The organism is Nitrospirales bacterium (assembly GCA_031315865.1).
In the GTDB taxonomy this organism is placed as follows: domain Bacteria; phylum Nitrospirota; class Nitrospiria; order Nitrospirales; family UBA8639; genus JAGQKC01.
This window is the reverse complement of the sequence record JALDRJ010000002.1, coordinates 111,380-127,282: the sequence shown is the minus strand read 5'-3', so window position 1 is coordinate 127,282 and position 15,903 is coordinate 111,380. Positions and strand designations below refer to the sequence as shown.

Sequence of the window (15,903 nt, the reverse complement as noted above, 5' to 3'; positions counted from 1 at the left end):
GGAGGGTGTTTCATGAAGCGGAAGGCGATGTTTCCGTCTTCGGTCTATCTTGTCATTGGGAGTAGTGTGGTGGCCCTGCTGGCCAGCCTGGGGTTATCCATGCTCTTTCCCGGTTGGCGATGGCACCATGAGCCTCTTCACTCCACGATCGTGGCGCTCGGTGGGCTAACGGCGATCGCTATGGCGATCGTGTTGCTCCAGAGCACTCAACAACAGACTCGCAAGAAATTTTATCCGGTGGCGGGTGGCTTCCTGGCGATGGGCCTTTTGGAAGTCTTTCATGCGCTTTCGACGCCAGGGAGCGGGTTCGTTTTACTGCGTAGTCTCGCCGGTCTCGTCGGAGGACTTGGATTTGCCCTGGTGTGGCTCAGCCCCTCGGAAAGTCAAGGAAGGCGGCCGAGAGTCTCAAGTTTGTGGTGGCTCGCTGTGGGCATGATTGCGTTCGGTTTGTGGACGCTCGGATTTCCGGAACAGCTCCCGGTCATGATTCACCAAGGCGAATTTACCCAGACGGCCATCGTAATTAAAACCATAGCAGGCATACTCTTCTTCGCGGGAGCCATGTATTTTTTGTCTGATTACCGCAGGACGCATAAGTTTGAAGATGGCATGTTCGCCTGTCTCGCGCTGCTGTTCGGCCTTTCCGAATTCATGTTCACCTACTCATCGGTATGGGATTGGCAATGGTGGTTCTGGCATTGGATTCGTCTCGCGGCCTACCTGCTTGTCTTGGGGTACGTGGTTCGTGACTATCTCGGGGCCCTGACCGAATTGCAAGTATCGCTGGCTCAGACCAGGCAAGCTGAAGAATCTGTACGTCGAAGTGAATTACAACTACGTGCCCTGTTGGAGGAGCGCAAACGGTTGGTGCAAGACCTGCACGATGGTGCGATTCAATCGATCTTTACCGTCGGACTCAGTCTTGAGCGGTGTCAGCGGCTTATTCTCACAAGACCCCGGGAAGCGGTCAATCAAATCGACAATTTGATCGCGGAACTCAAGGTCGTGATTCGGGATCTGCGAAGTTATCTGAGCGGGAAAGAGCCAGATCCCCAGCATGAACTCCCATTGGATGAGGCGATCGCGTCGCTAGTCGGAACGATGAATGATTCTGGTCCATTCAACGTTCGCATGCACGTGGATCCCGAGGCGGCCAGGCAATTGACTCGAGAGGAATCCACCCATGTCCTGTACATCCTGAAAGAAGCGATGAGCAACAGCCTCAGACATGCCCAGGCTCAGTCCGGAACCGTGTCGCTTTCTATGAAAGAGTCAGTGGTGCGGTTGGAGATCGAAGATGACGGATGCGGCTTTGATATCGGGCAGGGTCAGAAGCAAGGCTACGGGTTGAAGAATATGGCGGCACGGGCACGGCAACTCGGGGCTCGGTTTGAGCTGGTGTCTGAACGGAAGAAAGGCACACACATCATTTTTGATCTTCACAAACAGGAGAGAGGTGTCGCGGCGTCAACCTAAGCCAGTCAGGCTCCTTCTCGTCGACGATCATCAGGTGTTGCGTCTTGGATTGCGAACGCTGTTTGGGGAGGCGGAAGGCATTCAGGTGATCGGCGAGGCCGGGACTCAAGCCGCAGCCATTTCCGAAGCCATCCGTCTTGAGCCTGATGTTGTGCTCATGGACGTGCGCTTACCTGATGGCAGTGGTATCGAGGCCTGTCGTGAAATTCGGAGTGCATGCCCACAGAGCCGGATCTTGTTCCTCACTTCCTTCGCGGATGATGATGCGATGATGGCGACCATTATGGCGGGAGCGGACGGGTTTTTGCTGAAAGAGGTCGGGGGCAATGAATTGATCCGAGCGGTGAAAACCGTCGCGGAAGGGCACTCGATCCTCGACCCCGCCACGACCCAACGCGTGCTCGAGAAAATGAAAACGATTTCCGGAGTGACGCAAGAGGGCGGCAATGAAGATTTATCACCCCAGGAAAAAAAAGTGTTGGCTTTGGTGGCAGAGGGCAAGACGAATAAAGAAATCGCGATCAAGATGTCCTTAAGCGACAAGACGGTCGGTCACTATCTCGAGAATATTTTCACCAAGCTCAATGTCACTCGCCGTTCACAAGCCGCTGCCTTGTTCGTTCGCCGATTTCCTCAATAGGGGCATTTACCCCTAACGGACTACGGGCATTAAAGTTTCCATTCGCCAGGCGTTCTCACCTACCAGTCTGTCTTGCCGGGGGGCTATAGTCTTAACATCATGATCCGTGAAACGCCGGCATCATCATTCACTATTAAGTTTTACCAAGGGAGGTTGTCATGTTGACCAAATATCAGCACTCTTATTGTTATTCCTCCGCGTTGATTTTCGCGATGGTCTGTTTGCTGATGATCGGAGCGAATCTGACGCAGGCGAGCGAATCCCACGATACGGACAAGGTGAAAGTGGTCTATCATGTGGATGGTCCAGATCCCGCCGTTGCGAAGTACGCTCTCGCTCTCATCAATAAACATATCGAAGCCGAAGGTGGCCCTGATCATATTGATGTCGTGCTGGTCGTACATGGGCCAGCCTTGAAACTCTTTGAAAACGCCAACGCTGATCAAGAATTAAAGGACAAAATCAAGATCGTGCTGGACAAGGGCGCCACGGCGGAAATGTGTCAGGTCTCGATGAAATTGTTTGGAACGCCATTAGAGAAGTTAGTGGCCGGGTTTATCCCGACTGAGCATCCTGTTGCCGTCAAACGCATCGCTGATCTTCAGCGAGACGGATATGTGTACATCAAACCGTGAGGACCCCTGATGCTGTGTGATCAGAGAATGGAAGCCGTCTCAGTGCGTGGGCGCCAGCCCGGCACCTATCAGACGACGAGAGTTCAAGGGGTCTATAACATGGTCGCGTGTCTCATGATTTTCCTTATTAGCCTGGCTCTCTGGATGACTCTCTGGGCCTCTACTGCCGATGCTGTTTCTCCTGTGGAGGTCCAGGAATTTGAGCTGATGACGTTAGAGGGAGAACGTAGCAGCAAGGCGTTACAGCTTGGACATTCCACATTTCTGGCATTTTTGGCTCCTTGGTGTCATGTCTGTCGATGGGAATGGCCTAATTTGTTTGAATTATCTCAAAAAAGCAGACCCAAACAGCGTCCTATCCTAAACATTGCATTTACGGAAACACCTGCCAATGTCGAAGAGCCTGTTGAAGCCAGTCCAAAGGTCGTCGTCTTCCCGACTGCCTGCGATGTTAAAGGCCGAGATGTGCAACCGTGTGGTGTGTCCACAGACCAAATCTTCGTCGTGATCGATGAGGGTGTCCCTATCTTCGTGAATTTTGGAGCGCGGCTCGATTAGAATCTTCAGCATCGAACGTGTTTGCAGCCGGTCTCCAACCGTTTCTAATCCCGCTTATTCCTTACACACCGTCCATTTCCCTGGATTCGGAATGTTTCTTCCTTAGGAACGTATGCGCAAAATTGCAGCATGGCCTGTGGGTCCATTCGGCACCCATTTGCATAACTTTCGCGTCGCATGATCGTCACTTGACGAAATATCATCTCATATGACGTTCGTCACAATTCAAGGTTCATGATCTTGACGGCTTGAAAGTCAAATAAAAACAGTTGTTTGTGAGTATCGAGATTACTGGTCGTTGGTGGAATAGCTCTTGCGGTTCCTAATGATACTGTTTGTATTCTGACGCGTCATTATCGTCATAATCCTAGCTGCTCTGTTTTTATTCCGTTTGGTGTAGAGTCGGCGGATATGTTGAGTGAGGGGCAGTATATTGGAACGTCAATGCTGGTGCGGCTCGATCCGCAGGGCAAAGACAATGGGGCGAGTCACATTCATTTCTATGAAGGAGGGTAGGGTCATGAAGCACACGGCCAACAAGCATTCTCGCCGAGCATTCCTGCAGAATAGCCTGGGAATGGTCGGAGCGGTCGCAGGAACATTGATGGGGGCTCCGGCACTTGCCCGATCACTTCAACAAGAAACTCGCATGCGCGAAGGACTGCCATCGAACGGAAGGACTCCCCGGCAAACGCTGGGACCGTTTTTCCCCGATGATGGCGATCCAGTGACGGACATTCGTGAAAACTTGGATTTCCGGCTGCCGATCAGTGAGGCCAATGACAATGATCTCACGAGCATTCGAGGAAAGGATGGGAAGGCGAAAGGTCAAGTGGTCTATATCAGGGGCAACGTGTTGAAAGACGTGAGGGGTGCTCTTGAGCCAGTCCCGGGGGCCGTGCTTATCGAATGGAACGCCTCGGCGTCCGGGCGGTACAATCATCGGGGAGACCAAGGCAATGTCCAGTTTCAGCATCCGCTATCTGGCGAATGGATTGAGCGGTCTCACGATGATCATTTTCAGTATTGGGGGCGTTGTATCACAGATGCCGAAGGCCATTACTGGTTTAAGACCATCGTGCCAGGTTTCTATCCTGTGGATGTCGAAGCGCAATGGTATCGTCCCCCTCATTTACATTTCATGATCACGGCCCCCGGTGTTCCTCAATTGGTCACACAACTCTACTTCAGGGGAGAGCACATTCAGGGAAATGACTTTATACAGGGGTTGAACGCCAAAGACGGCATCCTGCAAAGCGACCGAATGACTGAAGAGGAGCGGGAAAGCGTCATTATCGAGTATGCGAACGATCCGGCCGGTCTGATCACGGACGGTCTCGTGGGGCATTATGATTTTGTCTTGTCTCTTTAGTGATACCTGAAACTTCACGAGCTATGGCTCGCATCTGATAATGCGAGTTTGTACTATCGTGCTGGCATCATCTTTGTGAAGGGTCGAGCCAGCAAATAGCCCGTCTATTCCCTCCTGTCCCTCATGCTCCCCTTCGAACGCCATCGAGTGTGAGGGGGAGCGAATCTTTTTCAAGCGCGAAATTTCATCAGTCAGCTTTTTCAAGCCTGAAGATGTTCGTCATTTCATCACATGACGAAATATAGTCATTAGCAATTCGTCACTTTTAAGAGTCTATATTTTTGAAATATTAAAAGTCATGAAAATTCATAGTGTTGTGATGACATTTTTTTGGATGTCTTTTTGGTACGGCTTATGCTCTATCTTAACGGCAGATAGGTAAATGAGAGTTATCTGGGTCAATGACACCATCACAATTTCATAACAGAAGAGGAGGCCGAATCATGAAAGCATTTTTCCAAACAGATGATCGATGGACTGGGTTGATTGTTCGAGTCATGTTGGCTCTTGTCATTTTCCCGCATGGTGCACAAAAGCTCTTGGGATGGTTTGGAGGGAATGGGTTTGAAGGGACGATGGGATTCTTCACTCAACAAATGGGTATGCCGTGGATTGTGGCGTTTCTGGTCATCATCGGCGAATCAGTCGGAGCGTTGGCGCTGGCTTTAGGTCTGTTCACACGCTTTTCGGCAGCCAGTCTTGGTGTCATCATGCTCGGGGCTATCACGATCGTTCATTGGCCACATGGGTTTTTCATGAATTGGTTCGGTCAACAAGCAGGAGAGGGCTTCGAGTTTCATCTTCTGGTGATCGGCATGGCTTTGGCGTTGGTGGCTGAGGGCGGCGGGAAGTGGTCGGTGGATCGGGCCATAGCTGGATTCATTACGAGCGAGACGTCCGAGAGGCACCATGTGCCTTCCCATGTTTCACATTCCGCGATCTAAGATGTTTCTGAGGACGCGACGGTCATGCTCAAAATTACGCAAAGCGTAAATGAATCAGGGATTGGCCTCAAGGTTGAGGGAAGATTGGCCGGTCCCTGGGTTCACGAACTTGAGAAGCAGTGGAAATCCATCCACGTCCTTCATCGGGGAACTCGGGTGTGGGTGAATCTTCAGGCTGTGACGTATGTCGATCAATGTGGGCAAGATTTATTGAAACGAATCTATCAACAAGGTGGACGGTTCAGCGTCTCTGGTTGCTTAATGAGGGCCATCGTCGAAGGCATGACGAATGGCTGACGAATTCATGAATATGAATATTCGAGGAGAGACGCGTGAGCAGATTTTACAGAAAGAACGGAGGCCAGCATGAAAGCAGAGTATCTCGGGCATGTCGTGTTTTACGTGAAAAATTTGGAACAGTCGTTACATTTTTATCGCGATCTGCTAGGGTTCCAGGAAGTCGGCCGGATCTTTGACGGGAAAGCCGCTGCGTTAACGGCTGGACGGACGCATCATGAGCTGTTCTTGATCGAAGTGGGGAATGCTCTTGGTCCTTTAAAAGGCGTTCGCAGAGGGCTATACCATATTGGGATCAAGGTGGGGAGTAGCTTCGATGAGCTGTGTTCTGCTAAAAAAGACTTGGAACAGGCTGGGGTAGAGATCTCTGGGATGAGCGATCACACAGTCACTCGCAGTCTCTACCTCTCTGATCCGGATGGTAATGAAGTTGAATTGTATGTCGATAATCCCGAGGTTGATTGGGTAAACAATCCGAGCTTGATACTTTCACCGGTCAAGCCATTGGCGCTGTGAATTGAAAGTCAGACGACGATTGCACGTCATGGAAGTGGTAAAAACGCTCGCTGTACCTCGATGATCCGGACGCCATCAATTCAGACTTGTCTTTTGTTTCTCCTCGCTCTTTCCAGTTTAATCGCCTGTCAACCGGAAGCTGGGACAGCGCCAACTGTCCCACCACCAGACGTTCACATCATTACGGTCGTTCCGAAAACCATCCCTGACGATACCGAGTTTATCGGTCATACCGAGTCCTTCCGTCCAGTGGAGATCCGTTCACAAGTCACGGGCATCATCGAAAAAGTGTTTTTCACGGAAGGGCGAAACGTCAAAAAGGGCGATAAACTGTACCTCATCGATCCCGTACCATTCAAAGCGGCTATGGTCAGTGCGAAGGGCCGAGTGGGACAGGCGGTTGCTCGATTAGCGCGAGCCAGGGCGGAGCTGGCCAGGGTCAAACCGCTTCTCCAAGAGCAGGCCGTAAGTCAAAAAGATGTAGATGATGCGACGGCCGAAGTCCTAGCGTCGGAATCGACGCTCGTGACGGCGAAAGGCGACTGGGAGAAGGCGAAATTCGATCTGACCAATACGATTATCGTCGCGCCCATTTCAGGACGTATGGAACGAAGCCGGCTCTACGAGGGACGTCTCGTTTCTGCGCAAACAGATCTCTTGACCAATGTCATTCAGATGGATCCGATGTACGTCAATGTCAATGTGCCGGAAAGCTACATTCTTCGACGGCAACGAGAATTAACGGAACATTTGGTGAAACTTCCGGACCTCTTCCAATTAAAAGGCGTGATGATCATGTCAGACGGCAGTACGTATCCGCATGAAGGGAGGATGGATTACGCGGGAACCGGGTTCCGTTCCGAGACCGGTTCGTTACAATCCCGTTTTATCTTCCCCAACATGCGGCAGAAAACGTTTCCCGGAGATCGAGACCGGCCGAACTATCTGCTCTTTCCCGGTCAATTCGTTAAACTACGGGTTATGGGCTATACCAGACCGAATGCCATCCTGATCCCCCAAAGAGCTGTTCAACAGAACCCGAATGGCACGATCGTCTTTGTCGTGGGAGAGAACGATGTCGCTGAAATTCGTCCCATAGACGCCAGTGTGTGGCAAGGCAGTCAGTGGGTGATCGAAAAAGGTTTAAAAAAAGGCGATCGTGTGATCGTGGAAGGGCTTCATCGCGTCCGTCCAGGAAAACCGGTCAATCCGATTCCATACCAGGAGCCAGGGTCACTCCCGAAAGGAAAACAGCCAACAGGCAAGGCGGCCGACAAGGCTGATGCATGAGCCCTCATTTTTTTATCGAGCGACCTATTTTTGCTTCGGTGCTCTCGATCATAATCATGGTCGTCGGCATCGTGGCGATTCAGACTCTTCCCATCGCACAGTTTCCTGAGATTACCCCCCCGATGGTGCAAATCGATGCGGACTATCCCGGCGCCAGCGCTGAAGTCGTGGCGGAAGCCGTCGCCAGGCCCATTGAACTCCAGCTTCCCGGTATCGATAACCTGCTGTATTACAACTCGACGAGCACCAACGACGGGCATATGACTCTGCAACTGACGTTTGAAATCGGCACTGACGTCGATATTGCGCAAGTCCAGACTCAAAACCGAGAAAAGCTGGCTGAACCTCAGTTACCTCCAGAGGTCATTCGTCAGGGAATTTCCGTCAAGAAAACCTCTCCAAACTTGCTTGCCGTGGTCGTGTTCGACTCAACGAATCCTAATCACGACGCCTTTTTCCTCTCGAATTATGCGATCCTCAGGGTATTGGACAACGTCAAGCGGCTACCCGGAGTCGGTGATGCGTCCCTGTTCGGTCAGCAAGATTACAGTATGCGTCTGATTCTCGATACGGTCAGGATGGCGCAACTCGGCATCACGCCCTCAGATATTTCCTCGATCGTCAAAGAACAAAATCGAGACTTTCCTGCCGGAACCATCGGTCGAGAGCCGGCGCCTCCGGGGACGGAGCTCACGATTCCGGTGATCACACAAGGCCGGTTGACGGATGTACGGGAGTTTGAAGAATTGATCGTCCGGGCCTTGCCGGATGGCTCGACTGTTCGACTAAAAGACGTGGCGCACATTGAACTGGGAGCCCAATCCTACAATCTTGAGGGAAGTTACAATGGAAAGCCTACGGCGTTATTGCTCACGTTTTTATCCCCTGGCGCCAATGCGCTCGAGACGGTTCAGCGTATTCGCGCAGAATTGGACAGGCTCGCTAAAGTATTCCCCCAAGGCATGTTTTATGACATTCCTTACGATACGACGAAGTTTATCGAGGTCTCGATCGAAGAGGTCATTCATACGTTGGGTGAAGCCCTGATTCTGGTGTTAATCGTGGTCTTCTTGTTCTTGCAAAGTTGGCGTGCGACATTAGTTCCGGCGCTGGCGGTGCCGGTTTCCTTAATTGGCACGTTTGCCGGGATGCAAGCCCTTGGGTTTTCGATCAATACGTTAACGCTCTTTGGCATGGTCTTGGCTATCGGCATCGTCGTCGATGACGCCATCGTGGTGGTTGAGAACGTGGAACGTCACTTGGAGAGTGGGGTGTCGCCCAAAGAAGCGGCGATACGAGCGATGACCGAAGTGACAGGGCCGGTGATTGCCATTGTCTTGGTCCTGAGTTCGGTCTTTGTTCCAGTGGCGTTTTTAGGCGGGATTACCGGACAGCTCTACAGGCAGTTCGCGATTACGATTGCCTTGTCCGTGGCGCTTTCTGGGGTCGTGGCGTTGACGTTAAGTCCCGCGCTCTGTGCGATTCTTCTAAGGCCGCAACATGGCGAGCCTCGAGGGTTTTGGCGTCTCTTCAATCATGGGTTTAATTGGCTCCAACACCGCTATGCGACGGCGGTGAGCATCATGGAACGGCATATGCTTCTCTCGTTCGTGGCGTTTGGCCTGCTGTTGTTCGTGACGTGGACTCTTCTCAAGATCGTTCCAGGCAGTTTTTTGCCCGAAGAAGACCAGGGGTACTTTATTGTGTCAACGACGTTGCCAGATGGGGCCTCCAGCCAGCGGGTGGATCGCGTGCTCAAAGACGTCTCAACGTATTTTCTCAAAGACCCAGCGGTCTATGGGACTCAATCGTTGTCTGGGCAAAACTTCGTTTTTAACACGCGAGGGCAAAACACCGCCACGACGTTTGTTCCTCTGAAACCCTGGAAAGAACGTCAACAACCAGAGTCCCATGTTCAGGCACTCATTGGCCGGGCCTATAAACAGTTTGCCGAAATTCCTGAGGGTCTGGTTCTGGCCTTTAATGCCCCAACGATTCGAGGGCTTGGGGCGACGGGAGGGTATTCGCTTCAGATCCAGGATCCAAGCAGTCGAGAGTTTTCTGAATTTGCGGATATCGTGCATCGTTTTCTCGCCAAGGCCAGAGAAGATCCGGCCATCGCAGGCGCGAATTCGAGTTTTCGGGTCACGGCCCCACGCATGTATGCCAAGATCAATCGAGAGCGTGCAAAGGCGTTAGGGATTCCCATTTCTGAAGTCTTCGATACGATGCAAGCCTACTTTGGCAATCTCTACATCAATGATTTCGTCAAATTTGGGAGAGTCTATCGTGTGCAAACCGAAGCCGAACCCGAATATCGCATGACTCCCGGGGATATTTCCAAAATTTATGTTCGTGCCCAAAGCGGCCCAAAGCCAGCGATGGTGCCATTGAACGCCGTGGTCGACATGGAATTATCCAGCGGACCCGATCCGGTCACGCATTTTAATGGGGACAACACGGCATTGGTGGTGGGAGCGGCGGCGCCCGGATTCAGCTCAGGGCAGGCGATGGACGCTTTGGAACGCATTGCTCAAGAAGTGCTCGTCCCGGAAGGGTACGGTATTGAGTGGAGCGGGATTTCCTACCAGGAAAAGAAAGCCGGAGGGAAAACCGTCATCATCATGCTGTTAGGACTCTTGATGGTCTTTCTGGTTCTGGCGGCACAATATGAAAGCTGGTCGATTCCGTTTGCCGTGCTCTTTGCCGTTCCGTTCGGCGTATTGGGGGCTGTGGCAGCCATATGGATGAGAGGGTTGGAAAATGACGTCTATTTTCAGATTGGATTGCTGACGTTGATTGGATTGTCGGCGAAGAATGCGATTCTCATCGTTGAGTTCGCCAATCAACGGTACCATGAGGGCCTTTCGGCTGTGGATGCGGCTCTTGAAGCCGCCCGGCTCCGGTTTCGACCGATCATCATGACGTCCATGGCATTCATTCTTGGGGTGATTCCTCTTGCGGTCGCCACAGGAGCCGGCGCGGCCAGCCGGCATTCAATCGGTACTGGAGTGCTTGGCGGGATGTTGGTCGCCACGTTTCTGGCCATTTTTTTCGTGCCGCTCTTTTTCGCTGCGATCTCAAAGTTCCGAAAAGATCAACCAACCGTTCACGAGCCCGAGCCTCCGGCGGTTGAACAAACCGCTTCGTTGTGAACAGGAAGAATTGGCGTATGCGACTGGTGATCGTCATACTCTGCACATTTTTCGGCGCCTGCGCCGTCGGGCCTGATTATTCCAGGCCAGACTTATCTGTGCCCAAAGATTTTCGGCTAGCGGAAACCGACTCGTCTCTTCCCTCTTTGGCGAATCTTTCCTGGTGGAAGCTCCTGCAAGATCCGATACTTCAGAAACTTGTCGGTATCGCACTCGAGGAAAACAAAAATCTCAAGCAAGCCATCGCGAGTATCGAGGAGTACCAGGCCAGGCTTTATGTCGCCAGGACCGATTTTGTGCCACAGGTGACGGGGAGCGGGAGATCTCCCTCTTTTGGCCGTACGAAAGCCGGGTTTCGCTTTCCCGGGAATCCCAGCACGTTTAATTATTCACTACTTGGTGAGTTGGCCTGGGAGATGGATGTGTGGGGGAGGATACGCCGATCAACGGAGGCTGCTCTCGCCGACCTGCTGGCCCGCGAAGAAAACCGACGCGCAGTGGTTCTCGGACTGGTGAGTGGCGTCGCGCAGGCGTATTTCGATTTATTGCAGTTCGACATGCAATTGGGTATCGCCAGAAGAACACTCGAGTCCTGGGAAGAATCCGTGAGGATCGCTAAGGCGAGGCTGGAGCGAGGCGTGACCTCCCGGCTCGATGCCGATCAATTCGAAGCTGAGCGAGCGAATGCGGCGGCCCGCGTTGAGTCGTTGGAGCGGTTGATGACGCGAAAAGAAAATGAGCTGAGCGTGCTTTTGGGCAGGAATCCAAGCGCCATCGAGAGGGGTACGGTCCTGACGGATCAGGTATTTCCCCCGGAGGTGCCCGCTGGCTTGCCGTCGGAGTTGCTCCAACGGCGTCCGGATGTCCTGCAAGCCGAACAAGAACTCGCGGCCTCCACGGCCCGAATCGGCATGGCGAAAGCCGACCGTTTTCCGAAAGTGACGTTAACCGGCATTCTTGGAGTGGCGAGTCCGCAGCTTTCCAAGCTCTTTGAGTCTGATTCAAAATTTGGAGCCGCCGGCTTTAACTTGGCCGGTCCCATCTTCAATGCCGAAGCCCTTGGGTTTCAACAAGACGTGGCTGAAGCGCAAGCCCGGCAGGCCATCGCCCGGTATGAGCAAACCATTCTTGTCGCGTTTCAGGAAGTCGAAGATGCGCTGGTCAGCGTTCAGACGGCTCGTCGACAACGTCAGGCGCAAGTCCAACAAGTTGAGGCGTTGCGTTCGGCCTTGCGGCTAGCGGATTTTCGTTATCAAGGTGGAGTGACGAGTTATGTGGATGTTCTGATCGCCAAGCGAAGTCTGTTCGACGCTGAATTGGCGCTCGTGGAAACCCATCGCCTTGAATTGGTCTCGATTGTGCAATTGTACAAGGCTCTTGGAGGAGGTTGGTCGCCGAATTCTGGTGACCCGTCTTCTCTGTCGGTGAAAGGCTGACATCCACATCGACCTGAAAGCGAGTGAATCCTTCGACAAACCCATCCCAGGCTTTTTCGCTCCCTTCTGTATAGTTTTCCATACCTTATCCCTTAATCGTCTTGAGTCTGTCGAGTTTGTCAACGCATACCGAAATTTTCTTGACGGGAGTGACGTCGTGGGCGAACATCGACAGATGTTCTTTCAGAGGTAAGTTTATGAGAATACGAACGATGGGGTATGGCGGACAGTTCGCAGGCCGAAGACACGTCGCGCGCGCTATTGTTTACGTGATTGTTCTGTCTGTTTTCCTCGTGACGGGTAATGGTCTATCACCAGCATCGGCTCAAGACTCGGCGATGCCTTCTTTTTCAACCGATCGCCCCGGCATTGGGGATTCGGCGTACATTGTGCCTCCGGGGTATTTGCAATTTGAGAGCGGGGTGACGTTGCAGCATGATCGAACGCATGTCCCGGATCAGCGGGTGACGACCGTTTTCGCACCGAATATGGTGATCAGAATCGGTCTGCTGAAAGCTTTGGAACTACGGTTTTTGGGTGGAGACTTCGTGTATGAAAAAACACATTCGGGTAACCGGGATGATCATGTCTATGATGTGAGCGCGCCGACTATTGCCACGAAGCTTCAACTGACTCAAGAAGATCGATTCACTCCTCAGACGGCGTTTTTTATGAATGCCACCCTTCCGTTCGGAAGCAAGGAGCAACGGCCCGATGATGTTACGCCCTCCTTTAAAGTCGCCGCAAATTATGCCTTCTCGGAATTCGTGAGTTGGGAGGCAAATCTTGGTGTAGGGTGGGAAAACGGGGTCCAGGACGTGACAGGAGCCTATACAACAGCCTTAGGCCTATCTCTTTCTGAAAACCTCTCAACGTTTGCCGAGGTGTTTGGGAATCTGAACGGCCCGGCGACCCATGGATTTGATGCTGGCTTGACGTATCTTCTGTCTCCAACCCTGCAATTCGATGTATCTGGAGGCCCGGCCTTGACGAGCGCGGCTCCCGATTGGTTTATCGCCGCAGGAATTTCGTTCCGGCTTCCACGGTTATGGTGATTCTTCATGTTGATGCATCGAGATGTTCATCATGGACCGTCCTGGACTTACATATGCAGAGGTTTTCCATTTTCACTGAAACGGTAATGACAGTTGAACGTGTTTCAGGCGTATGTTGGGCCGTGGCAAGGCCCGTGCCTGAGGTCGAGGCAACAAGTGATTCCACATTCGTCTAAGCCAGGTTCGGAGGGACATCTTGTAGGAGGACGTGCGTACCATAAATATTACCTTCATTTATATTTATTAAATGGTTATTCGCAATAACGGATGACGCCGATCAGGATTCCTTCGAGCTTGAAGTCATCACTGGGTTTCACGAAGATAGATTGCATTGTTGCGTTGGCAGGCCTCAGTTCTATCTGACTCTCTTTTCGATAGTATTTTTTTATGGTCGCTTCATTATTTAAAAGCGCAATGACCGTTTGACCATTTCGTGCCATATCTTGCTTGCGGATGATGACCAGATCGTTCGGGAGAATTCCATCATCTTTCATGGATTCGCCCTTGACGCGAAGCGCGAATGTTTTCTCGTTCGTCAGCATCGCATGCGGGATTTCAACCAACTCTGTTTGTGGGATTGGTTCAATCGGGTTTCCGGCCGCGACGAGACCGGCCATGGGAATCTGGACGGTATTGTTCAGTTGTGCGATTGCCACTTCGATCATTCCCGGAATGCGACGGTCCCCGCATTCATATCGAGCGATGGTCGTGCGGGTTGTCTGAAGCCGGTCCGCGAGTTCCTGTTGCGTCAGGCCAAGACTTTTTCGCATCTTCTTGAGCATGTCAGGCTTCATGTAACCAATGGTTGCATTTTATGGTGCATGCTGTCAAGGGCGATGTTTGAATAAAGTTTCAAAGGTCAATCTGCCGGATTTTTCTCAAAACAGGAATCGTTCTTCCTCCTTTCTGCATGTGTATCATCGCGATCGTCTGCGTAAAGATTTTCTTCGAGATTCATGCCTGGTCAGAAGTTCCTAATTTGTTTATCTTAGGGAAACAATCCATCGGTGAATAAGGGAATTTCGTCCGAGGCAAGACAGGTTGTTCGACGCTGAACCTAGAGGCTCGTTCATAGAGATTGGTAGGATGGTTTCTGGTTTTGCTTCGATGAATCGCGTACAACCAGTGAGTGGTAAGGGACTACCTGACCGAGGTTGAGATGTTCTTGATGAAGAAGATCGTGGGTGAAATGCTGGCCCCTCTGCCGGTCTGCCTAGGACTCATTGGCGCGGGACTGTTGCTGCTCTGGTTTACCAGGAAAAAGTTCCTGGGAAAAGTCTTGGCGAGCGTGGGTTTTGTGCTGTTGACGTTGTTGAGTATTCAGGCTGTTTCCGGGCGGATCATTCAGACGCTTGAATCTCAATACAAGCCGCTCGATGTTTCACATCTTCAAACACGGTTGGAGTCTGCAGGAGAACCTCCGGTGTCTCAGATCGTGGTCTTGGCCGGGGGAATTTCTGGAGATCCCACGCTTCCTCCTCCTCTTCAAATTTCAAAGGCATCCCGGGAACGACTCTTGGAAGGTATTCGTCTCTATCGTCTGTTGCCAGGTAGTCAACTGATTTTGACGGGAGGTAGTGGATTGCAGTCGGTGTCTGAAGCCACGATTCTCAGCCGCGTGGCGCAGTCTCATGGTGTCAAGAAATCCGATATGGTTTTGGAGGTGCAGTCTCGAGACACGAAGGATCATCCTCGCTTTGTTTCAGCCTTCGTCAAAGACCAACCATTTCTGCTCGTAACATCGGCCTATCATATGCCAAGGGCCATGAAGTTGTTCGCCAAGTATAATCTTTTTCCGATTCCTTCTCCCATCGGACATTGGAGAGTCCCCGAGGGGTTTCCTCTATGGTACTGGCTGCCTGGGGCGTCGGGATTACGGCTGGCAGAACTGGCGACACATGAATACCTTGGATTGGCTTGGGCGTGGCTTCAAGGACAGATCTGAACGTTGCTGCGAATTGCGTGTTGTTCCTGTCCCTCGCTGGTATAAAACATTTTCTTCTTGTTTGATTTCACAAAATAGCCGAAACAGTATTCGACACTTCTCTTATTGGCCAAGATGTTTCTATCACATCTTGAACAGCAAAGGCGTATAAAGGCGTATTAAGGGTGCGCTGTATCGTTTCGGTATCACTGAAACGGATAGAAGACGGGCAAATTGCTGAGAGAACGGATTCCATAAGGAGGGTGCCCATGTCTACGGAGAACTGGTGGCCAGTCGTGTTGCTGGGAATCGTGATCAATACAACAGGATGTGTGGCGGAGGCCTGGAACAGTTACGCCACGCCGCACTATGGGCGAGAGCGAGCTGAACAAATTTGTCATCCATACGGTCATTGTTCTCAGGGAACCTGGGTGGCCAGATCGTCGGTGGAACCAGATCCTGCAGAATCCTACCGCACGTGTGTGGAAAGGAATATGCGCAGAGAAAATGGCTGGTTGAAAAACACGGTGGCTTTCGGGATGGAAGTCAATCATTGCATGGTTATGAACGGTTACGAGTTGGTGTTAAGGTGATGGACGTGCGGT

General features: G+C 51.8%; 15 protein-coding genes. 14 read left to right on the top strand and 1 reads right to left on the bottom strand.

Annotation, left to right across the window (positions count from 1 at the left end; genetic code table 11):
* Nucleotides 1–12: 12 nt before the first annotated feature.
* The 12 genes from MRJ96_00590 to MRJ96_00535 all read left to right on the top strand — a co-directional run bounded on the left by MRJ96_00590 (nucleotide 13) and on the right by MRJ96_00535 (nucleotide 13,374).
* Nucleotides 13–1,476, top strand: coding sequence for a histidine kinase (locus MRJ96_00590; GenBank protein MDR4499937.1), 1,464 nt, complete (start codon nucleotides 13–15; stop codon nucleotides 1,474–1,476).
* On the top strand, nucleotides 1,457–2,116 hold the full coding sequence (locus MRJ96_00585; protein ID MDR4499936.1) for a response regulator transcription factor: 660 nt from the start codon (nucleotides 1,457–1,459) through the stop codon (nucleotides 2,114–2,116). Before MRJ96_00590 ends, MRJ96_00585 begins: the two co-directional genes overlap by 20 nt.
* Nucleotides 2,117–2,274: 158 nt before the next feature.
* A complete protein-coding gene (locus MRJ96_00580) occupies nucleotides 2,275–2,751 on the top strand; it encodes a DsrE family protein (protein MDR4499935.1) in 477 nt (158 codons plus the stop codon).
* A gap of 9 nt (nucleotides 2,752–2,760) precedes the next feature.
* Nucleotides 2,761–3,309, top strand: coding sequence for a thioredoxin family protein (locus MRJ96_00575; GenBank protein MDR4499934.1), 549 nt, complete (start codon nucleotides 2,761–2,763; stop codon nucleotides 3,307–3,309).
* Nucleotides 3,310–3,829: 520 nt separating this feature from the next.
* On the top strand, nucleotides 3,830–4,681 hold the full coding sequence (locus MRJ96_00570; protein MDR4499933.1) for a hypothetical protein: 852 nt from the start codon (nucleotides 3,830–3,832) through the stop codon (nucleotides 4,679–4,681).
* A 443-nt stretch (nucleotides 4,682–5,124) separates the two neighbouring features.
* Nucleotides 5,125–5,625 carry a DoxX family protein gene (locus MRJ96_00565; GenBank protein ID MDR4499932.1) on the top strand — a complete coding sequence of 167 codons (501 nt, stop codon included), beginning with the start codon at nucleotides 5,125–5,127 and terminating at the stop codon, nucleotides 5,623–5,625.
* A 24-nt stretch (nucleotides 5,626–5,649) separates the two neighbouring features.
* Nucleotides 5,650–5,922, top strand: a complete 273-nt coding sequence (locus MRJ96_00560) for a hypothetical protein (protein MDR4499931.1) — start codon at nucleotides 5,650–5,652, stop codon at nucleotides 5,920–5,922.
* A gap of 69 nt (nucleotides 5,923–5,991) precedes the next feature.
* Nucleotides 5,992–6,438: a VOC family protein gene (locus tag MRJ96_00555; GenBank protein ID MDR4499930.1), complete on the top strand. Its 447-nt coding sequence runs from the start codon at nucleotides 5,992–5,994 to the stop codon at nucleotides 6,436–6,438.
* 60 nt (nucleotides 6,439–6,498) lie between these two features.
* Entirely contained in the window at nucleotides 6,499–7,728 is a 1,230-nt protein-coding gene (locus tag MRJ96_00550) for an efflux RND transporter periplasmic adaptor subunit (GenBank protein ID MDR4499929.1), read from the top strand.
* Complete coding sequence (locus MRJ96_00545; protein MDR4499928.1) at nucleotides 7,725–10,883, top strand: multidrug efflux RND transporter permease subunit; 3,159 nt, start codon at nucleotides 7,725–7,727, stop codon at nucleotides 10,881–10,883. The genes MRJ96_00550 and MRJ96_00545 overlap by 4 nt, the downstream gene beginning before the upstream one ends.
* Before the next feature lie 17 nt (nucleotides 10,884–10,900).
* On the top strand, nucleotides 10,901–12,319 hold the full coding sequence (locus tag MRJ96_00540; GenBank protein ID MDR4499927.1) for an efflux transporter outer membrane subunit: 1,419 nt from the start codon (nucleotides 10,901–10,903) through the stop codon (nucleotides 12,317–12,319).
* A gap of 197 nt (nucleotides 12,320–12,516) precedes the next feature.
* Nucleotides 12,517–13,374, top strand: coding sequence for a transporter (locus MRJ96_00535; GenBank protein ID MDR4499926.1), 858 nt, complete (start codon nucleotides 12,517–12,519; stop codon nucleotides 13,372–13,374).
* 251 nt (nucleotides 13,375–13,625) lie between these two features.
* Here MRJ96_00535 and lexA read toward each other — a convergent pair whose 3' ends face one another.
* Nucleotides 13,626–14,168: a transcriptional repressor LexA gene (gene lexA / locus MRJ96_00530; protein ID MDR4499925.1), complete on the bottom strand. Its 543-nt coding sequence runs from the start codon at nucleotides 14,166–14,168 to the stop codon at nucleotides 13,626–13,628.
* 374 nt (nucleotides 14,169–14,542) lie between these two features.
* Between lexA and MRJ96_00525 the strand changes: the two genes are divergently transcribed.
* On the top strand, nucleotides 14,543–15,319 hold the full coding sequence (locus MRJ96_00525) for a YdcF family protein (GenBank protein ID MDR4499924.1): 777 nt from the start codon (nucleotides 14,543–14,545) through the stop codon (nucleotides 15,317–15,319).
* A 248-nt stretch (nucleotides 15,320–15,567) separates the two neighbouring features.
* On the top strand, nucleotides 15,568–15,891 hold the full coding sequence (locus MRJ96_00520; protein ID MDR4499923.1) for a hypothetical protein: 324 nt from the start codon (nucleotides 15,568–15,570) through the stop codon (nucleotides 15,889–15,891).
* Nucleotides 15,892–15,903: the final 12 nt, after the last annotated feature.

What these genes read in the sequence shown, in the direction of transcription:
- MRJ96_00590 (MDR4499937.1), top strand. Translation starts at nt 13, where the DNA reads ATGAAGCGGAAGGCGATGTTTCCGTCTTCGGTCTATCTTGTCATTGGG.
- MRJ96_00580 (MDR4499935.1), top strand. Translation starts at nt 2,275, where the DNA reads ATGTTGACCAAATATCAGCACTCTTATTGTTATTCCTCCGCGTTGATT.
- MRJ96_00575 (MDR4499934.1), top strand. Translation starts at nt 2,761, where the DNA reads ATGCTGTGTGATCAGAGAATGGAAGCCGTCTCAGTGCGTGGGCGCCAG.
- MRJ96_00570 (MDR4499933.1), top strand. Translation starts at nt 3,830, where the DNA reads ATGAAGCACACGGCCAACAAGCATTCTCGCCGAGCATTCCTGCAGAAT.
- MRJ96_00565 (MDR4499932.1), top strand. Translation starts at nt 5,125, where the DNA reads ATGAAAGCATTTTTCCAAACAGATGATCGATGGACTGGGTTGATTGTT.
- MRJ96_00560 (MDR4499931.1), top strand. Translation starts at nt 5,650, where the DNA reads ATGCTCAAAATTACGCAAAGCGTAAATGAATCAGGGATTGGCCTCAAG.
- MRJ96_00555 (MDR4499930.1), top strand. Translation starts at nt 5,992, where the DNA reads ATGAAAGCAGAGTATCTCGGGCATGTCGTGTTTTACGTGAAAAATTTG.
- MRJ96_00550 (MDR4499929.1), top strand. Translation starts at nt 6,499, where the DNA reads ATGATCCGGACGCCATCAATTCAGACTTGTCTTTTGTTTCTCCTCGCT.
- MRJ96_00545 (MDR4499928.1), top strand. Translation starts at nt 7,725, where the DNA reads ATGAGCCCTCATTTTTTTATCGAGCGACCTATTTTTGCTTCGGTGCTC.
- MRJ96_00540 (MDR4499927.1), top strand. Translation starts at nt 10,901, where the DNA reads ATGCGACTGGTGATCGTCATACTCTGCACATTTTTCGGCGCCTGCGCC.
- MRJ96_00535 (MDR4499926.1), top strand. Translation starts at nt 12,517, where the DNA reads ATGAGAATACGAACGATGGGGTATGGCGGACAGTTCGCAGGCCGAAGA.
- lexA (MDR4499925.1), bottom strand. Translation starts at nt 14,168, where the DNA reads ATGAAGCCTGACATGCTCAAGAAGATGCGAAAAAGTCTTGGCCTGACG.
- MRJ96_00525 (MDR4499924.1), top strand. Translation starts at nt 14,543, where the DNA reads ATGAAGAAGATCGTGGGTGAAATGCTGGCCCCTCTGCCGGTCTGCCTA.
- MRJ96_00520 (MDR4499923.1), top strand. Translation starts at nt 15,568, where the DNA reads ATGTCTACGGAGAACTGGTGGCCAGTCGTGTTGCTGGGAATCGTGATC.